We start from the raw sequence: 9,869 nt of genomic DNA on the forward strand, positions 1-9,869 counted from the left end.
CACGTTGTGCCGCCGCAGCCAGACCCACCATCTGAGCTGGACCCGTATGCGCCGGCTCATCGCGCACTGGTTGCCTCCCGCACGCATCTGCCACCCTTACCCCAACCAGCGACTGATCGTCACGACCCAAGGCAGGAGCCGTATGCGGTAATCCCGCTCGTACGGATCTGTGGAGGGGGTGATGGGTGACCGTCATTCCTACTCCGACGGCAGTTTGGTTCCCCTCTCCCTTCGGGAAAGGGGTTGGGGGGTGAGGCCGGGAATTCGCGGACCATGGTTCGCGCCGGCCGAACGGCATTGGCCTGCATGCCGATGCGCGCACTGCAAGTGAGGGAGCGAGCTTCAGCCATTGGGAGAAGCTCGGTAATCCGGTTCAATAATACTGCCGAATGTAGCCGTAAGCCTTGTCGAACAGTTCCTGGTCGGTGTGCAGCTTGTATTTGAGCAGAGTGCGTCGCAGCTCCTTCTGCACCAGGCGCTCACCCTGGCCCGTGTGCTGCCAGTCGGGGAAGCGCACTTTCTTCACGATGTCATCGATGTCGGCGACGATGCGCTCGACGATGATGTTCGTGTTGCTCGTCCGCGCCTCGGTGAAAAGCTCGGTGAGGGCCTCCTTCGCACGGTCGCGCTCTTCCTCCGGATCGGTTTCGCGTTCGGCTTCGACCACGTCACGCGCGACTTCGAGGATGGCCTTGAGAAATTCCAGACTGGTGAGATAGCCCTGTTCGTGCCGTTCCCTGATTTTCTCCAGCCGTTCGCCCAGGGCGGTGAACTTCGGATTGCCGAGATGCTTGCGCAGGCGCGCGACCAGTTTGATTTCGACTTCGTGCGCCTTCTTGCCCGGGTCGGCGTCTTTCAGTATTTCTTCGAGCACCTGCGCATCCATGACGAGCGTCTCGACATCGTCGCGCACCGATTCGACGTGCACGTTCTCGTTGATCAGCTCCACTGTCTTCGCGCCGAGCGCGTGCCAGAGGAGTTTCCCGTTTCCGCTCGGCGGCTTGACCGATTCGTAGACCTGCGTGAGCCAGCGGTAGTCCGATTCGTAGGGCGTGAGCAGGGGGTCGGGCGAAAGGGCTTCCCACAGCGTGGCCAGCAGCGAATACGAGGCTGCGAACCTGTCGCGGACTTCGTTGTTCGGCAGCTTCTCCTGCGCGGCCATCAGGCCTTCGTAACCGCCGACGCTGCGGTCGACGCTAGGGAAGAAGGCGATGCACGCCTGCATCTGCATCGGCAGCGCCTTGCGCAGCTCGTCGATGTTGGACACGACCTGCTGCACGGCCTTCTCGTCGAAGTCGAGCGCGCGGGCGACGTCGTCGAAGATGCCGATGTAGTCGACGATCAGGCCGTGGGTCTTCTCCTGGCCGTAGGTGCGGTTGGTGCGGCAGATCGCCTGCAGCAGGTTGTGGTCCTTCATCGGCTTGTCGAGGTACATCGCCTGCAGGACGGGCGCATCGAAGCCGGTGAGCAGCTTGGCTGTGACGATCACGATCTTCAGAGGATCGGCCGGATCGCGGAAGCGGTCGAGCAGAACCTTTTCGGCGTCCCGGTCGCGAGCGTGCTCGCGCCACTGCGGCGGATCGCCGGCCATCGTGGTCATGACGATCGCGCTCGCCTCCGCGCCGATCAGCTCGTCCATCACCGCCTTGTAGAGCACGCAGCACTCGCGGTCGAATACCACGACCTGGGCTTTGAAACCGTTCGGCTCCACCTTGGTCTGGTAGTGGCGCACGATGTGATCGACCACGGCGCGGACGCGCTCGGGGTTCTTCACCAGCACCGCCATTTTGGCCGCGCGCTTGGCGAGATCGTCGCGATCCTGCTCGCTAAGGTCGCCCGTGATCTCGCGGTAGGCTTCGTCGATGGCGGTGCGGTCGATCTTGAGCCGAACCTCGGGCGCTTCGAAGTGCAGCGGCAGGGTGGCATGATCGCGGATCGAGTCCTGGAACGAGTAGCGGCTCATGTAGCCCTTCTCGTCCTCGTCGGCGCCGAAGGCCCAGTAGGTATTGCGATCGGCCCGGTTGATCGGCGTGCCGGTCAGACCGAACAGGAAGGCGTTCGGCAGCGCGTCGCGCATCCGGCGGCCGAGGTCGCCTTCCTGGGTGCGGTGCGCCTCGTCCACCATCACGATGATGTTCGAGCGCTCGTTGAGCCTCCCGCCCGCCTCGGCGAACTTGTGGATGGTGGTGATCAGGACCTTGCGCACGTCCTGGCCGAGCAGGGTTTGCAACTCCTGGCGCGTGCCGACGCCGACCATGTTGGGCACGTCAGCGGCGTTGAAGGTTGCGCTGATCTGCGTGTCGAGGTCGATGCGGTCGACGACGATCAGCACCGTCGGGTTGCCGAGCCCGGGATGCAGGCGCAGCTTCTGCGCGGCGAACACCATCAGCAGCGACTTGCCGCTGCCCTGGAAGTGCCAGATGAGACCCTTCTTCGGATAGCCTTTCACCACCCGGTCGACGATCTGGTTGGTGGTGAAGTACTGCTGGTAGCGGCAGATGAGCTTGATGCGCCGGTGCTTCGTGTCGGTCGCGAACAGGGTGAAGTTCTGCAGGATGTCGAGCACGACGGCCGGCTGCATGATGCTTGCGAGCGAGGCCTTGACGTGGTGCAACTGCCCTTCCTCCTGGCTCTCCTCGTCGCGCCACGGCCCCCACATGTCGATCGGCATGCGGATCGAGCCGAAGCGGAAGTGCCGGCCTTCGGTAGCGAAGGAGAAGACGTTCGGCACGAACATCGCCGGTACCTGCTTCTCGTAGATCTCGTTCACCTGGAAGGCGCCGTCGAACCAGGTCACGCTGCTTCGCGCCGGTGTTTTGGCCTCACCAATGACGAGCGGCAGGCCGTTCACGACGAAGACGATGTCGAAGCGCTTGGCGACCGCTCCGGCCTGATAGGTCCACTGGTTGCAGACGATCAGCCGGTTGTTGCCCGGGTGTGCGGCATCGACGAGGCGAACCGGCACATGCTCGCCATTCGGGCCGAAGGGCATGGTCTTCTCGCCCCGCAGCCACGCCATGAAGTTCTCGTTGGCGCGGACGAGGCCATCGGCCTGAACCGAGAGGATGCAGGCGCGCAGGTTGTAGATCACTTCGTCGGCGCGGTCGGGCTGGGCGGCGATCTCGGGATTCAGGCGGACGAGCGCCGCGCGCATCCAGGGCTCGACTATCACGTCGGTGTTCTTGCGCGGGAGATCGGGTCCGGCGATGTAGTCCCAGCGGGCGGGGTGCATCTCGCTGCCCGGGGATTCGCCATAGTCAGCCGAATCCTGCTGCTGGAGCAGTGGCCCCGCGGTGCCGCGCCTCGCGACGGCATCGAGGATCATCTGCTCGACGGTGTTGGATTCGTTGAAGGTCATGTGGAATTGAATAGGGCATCGCAAAGCTCACGCTTCATCGTCGCGATAGCGCTTAGGCTCTGCTGTGTTGCGCGCCGGAGCTTATCGAAAGCGAAGATACTTTCCGTGATTCGCTGCAACTCGTCTAGATCTGGATAAGGAACCACTAAGTTTCTTAGCGATGTGAGATTAAGCCCAGGCTTCAATCCATACTGCGCTCTTAATATCTGCTCATTGCCCGGTGCATTTTTGCCAAAGAAAGCCGAGAGCATGCGGTGACGCTCAGGCTGCACTAGGCGAACGAGTCCCACATGCTGACTCACGTAGGCTTCCTCAAGAGATTCTGGCACAAACGCGACGTTCCCCACGCTGTTTCCCGTGATCGTGATTACTAGATCCCCAGGCTTTGTCCGGGTCCTTTCACCTTCTGCCCCTTTTGGCGGTTGAACACGCTGAAGATCAGTGAAGTCGAGAGTCTGGTCCCGAATGTTTTGTGAGCGCAAAAACAGTGGACCTTTGTCGCTGTAGTGTTCGGCCCATCCTCGTGACCCGCTTGTGATGAATTCGGAAATTTCTCCAAGGCGAACGGTTTTGTTACGTCTGGCAAACTCGCCAAAGCAGTTGGCACAAAATGCGCGTTCACTGACAATAGCCGCAGCTACCGTTGTTTCATCTGCCTCTTGCACATCATCCGTCGCCCAGAGGATGTTCGCGATGCGGAACTGCTGGTCGAGCGGCGGGAGGTCGAACTCAAAGCTGGCGAGGCTGCTCCAGTTGGTTCGCGGTGACAGGGAACCGGCCGAAGTCCCGCATGCATGCTGAAAAAAACGCTCGGCCATACAAAGGAAAGCTAGTAGTTCAGGCAACAGGCGATCATTCTTCGGCGTAAGCACGTAGATATCACCAGACACAAGTGAGTCGAACTCCGCGAGAGCCACCTTGCGCTGATAGGCACGGCGCTTGCCAAACAGGACCTGTCCAGGCCGGCAGCGCCGCGTGAACGTAGTTCCGTCCCCCACGTTGCCCCAGTGTCGAATGTGCAGCGAGCCGGGCTCGAGATGTTCCAACCCGATGAAGCGCTCGATACCCGCGGTGCCCGGGTCGCGTTCTGTCTCGTTGACGTTCGCGACCACATCGCCGAAGCGCACCCGCTCCCACCCGTTCCGATCGAACAGCGGCAGCCTGGCCCAGTCGGGATTGATGCGAAGTGCTTCGTGATCGAGTGCGTCGTCCATGTACGGTTCGTAATTCAGGCCATCGCGTATTCGGTCATCGTACCGGCAGCATGATCGCCATCAAGACGGCGATTATGCCGATGCTACGCCGATTGAGTTGAATCGCCGCTCGAACTCTCCGACGACGCGCAGGATCTCGTCGAACGTCGGCGCGCTGCGGAAGAACATCGTATCGCGCATGGCGTCGTAATCGCGCGCCCACGCGCTGCGTTCTTCTTCCGGCGGAAGCAGTCGCAGCGTACCCGGCTTCATGGTGTCGTAGTCCATCCACGTGTAGCGGAAGAACACGCGCCGGTGAGCGAGGACGCGGTCGAACAGTCCGGCTTCGGCCATCGCCTGATCCGCGATCGCGTGCTGGATCAGACAGGCAAGATCGTAGTAATGACGCGAGAGGCGCTGCAGGCGCTTGCGTTGCGGCGGGCGATGGTTTTCCTCGTGCAGAAGCATGGCCTTCTCCCAGAACGTCCTGCGAGCTGCGACCACTCGCACGGGAAAGCGGCTCGGGCCCAGCACGTTCGGTAAAGCGGCGGCGAGGTACGGTTCGATCTCGACCGTTTCGTTGGGGTCGGTGTCCGAGCGGGCGCCAAGCTCGATCTTGACGCGCGGCGCGATGTAGGCCTCGGGCTCGAATACCGTGGGATAGTCGAACAACAAGGTCTGTCCGTCCGGGTCCGCAGGATCGAGCTCGACGCGCCAGCCGGTGTTCCCGCCGAGCTTCGTCGAAATGGCTTCAGCGAGCGTAGGCTGCAGCGAATCGCGGATTCGGGATTGGCTCGCGGCTTTCAGCCCATCGAGCCACTGGCGCTGCTTCGTTCGGCTCGGAGCATGCTCGGGACTGCGCTCGGCTGCAAAGCCGAGGAAATCCCGGTCGATCACGACATCGATGTCCTCGGAGAACCGCTCGATGAGCTGCCAGACCTTGGAGAGCGACGTACCGCCCTTGAAGGTCAACCGTCCGCCCCACTCCGGCAATTCGAACAGGGCGCGCAGCGTCCAGGAGACCCAGTAGTCCTTCTCGATGCTCACGGCTCGCAGGCGCGTTCGCGCCTCCGCTTCCAGGCAGGCTTCGCGCCGATCTTCGGGCGAGAGATGGAGAAAAGCGTCCATGCGTTATTTCCCGGACTCTGCCAGTTGGTGGAAGATCGCCGCAATCCACCCCGGCGCGAGGTGCGCGTCTTCGAGGAGCACTGCCTTGTCTTCGGGCTTTAGATTGCGCTTGAGCTTTGCAACGACGCGCTCGTCGACGTTTCTCTGCCCCAGCCACCGCAACGCCTGGATCACGAGCCCGCTCGCGCGGCCGGCGGTGGCGAGATTTCGCGGCGTGGTCTGTTTCAGGACGATCTCGCGTCCGCCCACGGTGACGCGTCGGCTCGGGCCGTCGGTGAGGAAAACCATGCGAACCGGCACCTGGTCGGACACACCGAGCATGTTCGCCGCATGTCCACCGGACGGCTGCAGGCGTATCGCATCGCGTCCCTTGAGCGCGGTGGCGATGGCGTCGGCGCTCGGCGCCAGGCGTCCGAAGCGCGGATGATCGCGCGGCAGGTCGTAGAGTCCGCGTGCAACCTTGCGGATGGTTCCAGCGCGGCATTGGCGTGACAAGGCCTTGTCGACTGCGTCACGGCCGCCGAGATCCAGGAACTGCCGGGGCGCGAAGACCTGACCCGGACCGGCCGACCGGATGCGTGCCAGGATTCGCGAATCGATCGATTGAGAGTGTTTGCCCATGGGCGAGGTCCATTTTTGTCAGAAATCCTGCCCTATTTTTCTGACAAAAACAATGGTCCCGCCAAAACAGTGGCCAATGGACACTATTCTCCGGGTCCTTGGTCGGTACCCGGGCCAATTGACGTCTCCGGCGTCCGAGCAGATGACTGCAGATTCAGGTCGGACCCGGCAAGCAGTGATTCGAGAGAATTTCGCAAGCGCTTCGAGCTCTCCAGCCACGCAGCCAGAGCCTGCGGCAAGGCCTCGGATTGGTATTCCGCCCGCTCCTGCCGCGCCTCGGCTGCCTGCGCGGAGACGTAAAGCGGAATGCTGAGATTACTTTCCTTGGCGCGGATCTCGTCCAGTGTGGCCACGCGCACGAAGCCAGGCTCGTCCTTGAACGCGCGATAAACGCCGACGATGTGCTCGATGTGCGCGTCGGTCAGGAAGCTCTGGGCGCGTTCGCGCGTCACCTCGTTCAGCGCATTGATGAAGAGGATGCGTCCTTTGCGCGCCTTGGGCTTGGCCGTGCGGCAGACGACGACGCAGGCTTCCATCGGCGAGTTGTAGAACAGATTCGGCCCGAGCCCCAAGACGCATTCGATCAGGTCGGTATCGATGAGCTTCGCGCGCATCTCGGCCTCTTCCTGGCGGAACAGGACGCCGTGCGGGAACAGAATCGCGCAGCGGCCGCTGCGGGGTGCGAGGCTCGCGACGATGTGCTGCCAGAAGGCGTAGTCGGCACGCCCTTGCGGCGGAGTGCCGTACAGGTTTCGCCCCCACGGGTCGGCGGAAAACGCCGCGCGGTCCCATTGCTTGATGGAGTAGGGCGGATTGGCCAGCACTACGTCGAAGCGCATGAGCCGGTCACCCTGGACGAACTTCGGCTCGGCGAGCGTATCGCCGCGCACCATGTAAAAGTCCTCGATGCCGTGCAGGAAGCAGTTCATGCGCGCGATCGAGGAGGTCATTAGGTTTCGCTCCTGACCGTAGAGCCGGACGTTGCGCCATTCCTGGCCGCGGCTTCGGAGATACGCGATGGCGGAAAGCAGCATGCCGCCGGAACCGCAGGTCGGGTCGTAGATGGCTTCTCCGGGCCTCGGGTCCAGCATCTCCGTCATGAGGTGCACGACCGTGCGGTTGGTGTAGAACTCCGCCGCCGTGTGACCCGAGTCGTCGGCGAACTTCTTGATGAGGTATTCGTAACCTTGACCGAGCTCGTCCTCGGGCAGGTTCGCGACCGTCAATTCCAGGCTGCCGAAGTGCTCGACCAGATCGCGCAGCATCGCATCCGCAAGCCGGTCCTTGTTGGTCCACTGTGCATCGCCGAAGATGCCATAGAGCTTGTCGGGGTTGGCGGTCTCGATCGCGCGCATCGCCGACTGCAATGCCTGCCCGACGTTGCGCGCGGCTTTGCGCACCACGCGCCAGTGCGCTTGCTGCGGGATCTGGAAGCGGTGGTTTTCCGAATAGGCGGCGAACTCGGCATCCCCACCCGATTCCGCCAGGGCGTTCTGCGTCTCCTCGTCGAACACGTCGCACAGACGCTTGTAGAAGAGCAGCGGGAAGATGAACTGCTTGTAGTCACCGGCGTCAATGGTGCCGCGGAGCAGCGTGGCCGCGCCCCACAGGTAGGACTCGAGCTGCTGTTGGGTGATGCGGCTCATCGTGCGTGGTCTGTCGACGGACGAATCACAGCAGCAAGCCCTCGCGTTTGAGGATGGCGATCAGCTTGTCTTCTGCGGCGAAGGCGGCATCGGATGCTTTGCGCAACCGGTTCATCGCCTCCTCGACGCTCAACACCTCCTGCTCGCTCTTCGGCTCGACGTAGCGCGGGATGTTGAGGTTGTGCTCGTTGCGGGCGATCTCGTCGAGTGTGACGACGCGGGCAATGCCTTCGACGTCGCGATAGTCACGATACCAGCCGTGAATGCGCTCGACGTGTTCGGGCATCAGCTCGTTCTGCGCGCGCCCGGTCTTGAACTCGCGCGAGGCATCGACGATCAGAATTTGCTTGCGCCTGTCCTTGTGCTTGCGCTGGCGGAATACGAGGATGCAGGCGGCAAGCCCGGTGCCGTAGAAGAGGTTGGGGCCCAGTCCTATGACCGCGTCCAGCAGATCCATCTGCAGAATCTTGCGGCGAATCTCGCCTTCTCGCGCCATGCGGAAGAGCGCGCCATGCGGCAGGACCACGGCCATACGGCCAGTCGCGGGCGCCATCGATTTGAGCATGTGCTGGACCCACGCGTAGTCGCCGCTCTTCGAGGGCGGCATGCCGGCGAAGTTGCGGCCGTAGGGGTCGGCGCTCCAGACCTCGTCGCCCCATTTCTCGAGCGAGAAAGGGGGATTGGCGATGACGCAGTCGAACGCCGCGAGATTGTCGCCGAGGAAGAAGGCCGGTTGACGCAGCGTGTCGCCCCGAACGATCTGGAAGTCCGAGGCGCCGTGCAGGAACAGATTCATCCTCGCGATGGCGGAGGTCGTCAGGTTCTTCTCCTGGCCGAAGAGCTTGCCCCAAAGGGTGCGATCGTCGCCGTGACTCTCGCGCACGTGCTGGACGGCATCGAGCAACATGCCGCCGGTACCGCAGGCCGGGTCGTAGATCGACTCGCCCTCCCTCGGATCCAGGATATTGACCATCAGACGAACGACGGCGCGCGGCGTGTAGAACTCGCCCGCTTTCTTGTTGGTGAGGTCGGCGAACTTCTTGATCAGGTATTCATAGGACTGGCCGAGGATGTCGGCCTGGGCAGCCTGGTTACCGAGCGGGATGCGGGAGAAGTGCTCGATGAGGTCGCGCAGCAGCGAATCGGGAAGGCGCTCCTTGTTGGTCCAGGCCGCATCGCCGAAGATGCCGTAGAGTGTTTCCGGATTGGCCTTCTCGATACCGCGCATCGCGCGTTGCAGCGCCTGGCCGACGTTGGATGCGACGGTTCGGACGTCGGACCAGTGGCAACCTTCGGGAATCTGGAAGCGATAGTTCTGCGGGAACCGGGCGTACTCTTCGTCGCCGCCGGATTCGGCGAGCGCTGCCGTGTACTCGTCGTCGTAGACGTCCGAAATTCGCTTGAAGAAGAGCAGGGGAAAGACATAGGTCTTGAAGTCGGCCGCATCCACCGGGCCACGCAGGATGTTGGCGGCTTCCCACAGGTGGGACTCGAGTTGGCTGAGCGAGATGGCGGTGTCGTTCATACGAGTACAAGACGCAGATGCCGGCAGCGCCGACTCTTGCAATCGCTATCGATTCGAACGCGCGTATCCAGCAGCTTCAGTTCACGGTGGCGCCCGATGCCTTCACCACCTTGGCCCAGCGTGCGATCTCGGAGCGCACCAGTTGGGCGAATTCCGCCGGCGTGTTGGTGTCGACTTCCGCGCCGACGTTGGAGAGCTTGCTCTTCACGTCGTTGGCGTTCATCAAGGCGCGAATTTCGCCGTTGAGCTTCGTCGCGATGTCGCCGGGCAACTTTGCTGGCGCGAACACGCCGTACCAGGAAGTGACGTTGAATCCGGACAAACCCGACTCGGCGATCGTGGGCAGATCGGGAAGCAGGCTCGATCGCTTGATGCTGGTCACGGCGATGGGACGCAGC

General features: G+C 62.6%; 7 protein-coding genes. All 7 read right to left on the bottom strand.

Annotation, left to right across the window (positions count from 1 at the left end; genetic code table 11):
- Window positions 1–373 precede the first annotated feature (373 nt).
- On the bottom strand, window positions 374–3,358 hold the full coding sequence (locus GEV05_28760; GenBank protein MPZ47283.1) for an HsdR family type I site-specific deoxyribonuclease: 2,985 nt from the start codon (window positions 3,356–3,358) through the stop codon (window positions 374–376).
- Window positions 3,355–4,572 (bottom strand): hypothetical protein, encoded by a 1,218-nt coding sequence (locus GEV05_28765; protein ID MPZ47284.1) that lies wholly within the window; start codon window positions 4,570–4,572, stop codon window positions 3,355–3,357. The genes GEV05_28760 and GEV05_28765 overlap by 4 nt, the downstream gene beginning before the upstream one ends.
- A gap of 72 nt (window positions 4,573–4,644) precedes the next feature.
- On the bottom strand, window positions 4,645–5,679 hold the full coding sequence (locus tag GEV05_28770) for a nucleotidyl transferase AbiEii/AbiGii toxin family protein (protein MPZ47285.1): 1,035 nt from the start codon (window positions 5,677–5,679) through the stop codon (window positions 4,645–4,647).
- Between the two features lie 3 nt (window positions 5,680–5,682).
- A complete protein-coding gene (locus GEV05_28775; protein MPZ47286.1) occupies window positions 5,683–6,300 on the bottom strand; it encodes a hypothetical protein in 618 nt (205 codons plus the stop codon).
- An 83-nt stretch (window positions 6,301–6,383) separates the two neighbouring features.
- The gene (locus GEV05_28780) at window positions 6,384–7,946 is read right to left on the bottom strand and encodes an N-6 DNA methylase (GenBank protein ID MPZ47287.1); all 1,563 of its coding nucleotides are present in this window, start codon (window positions 7,944–7,946) and stop codon (window positions 6,384–6,386) included.
- Between the two features lie 25 nt (window positions 7,947–7,971).
- Window positions 7,972–9,471, bottom strand: coding sequence for an N-6 DNA methylase (locus GEV05_28785; protein ID MPZ47288.1), 1,500 nt, complete (start codon window positions 9,469–9,471; stop codon window positions 7,972–7,974).
- 76 nt (window positions 9,472–9,547) lie between these two features.
- The coding region (locus GEV05_28790; protein MPZ47289.1) for a tripartite tricarboxylate transporter substrate binding protein at window positions 9,548–9,869 on the bottom strand (322 nt) is incomplete at its 5' end.

This window comes from Betaproteobacteria bacterium (assembly GCA_009377585.1).
Classification (GTDB): Bacteria; Pseudomonadota; Gammaproteobacteria; order Burkholderiales; family WYBJ01; genus WYBJ01.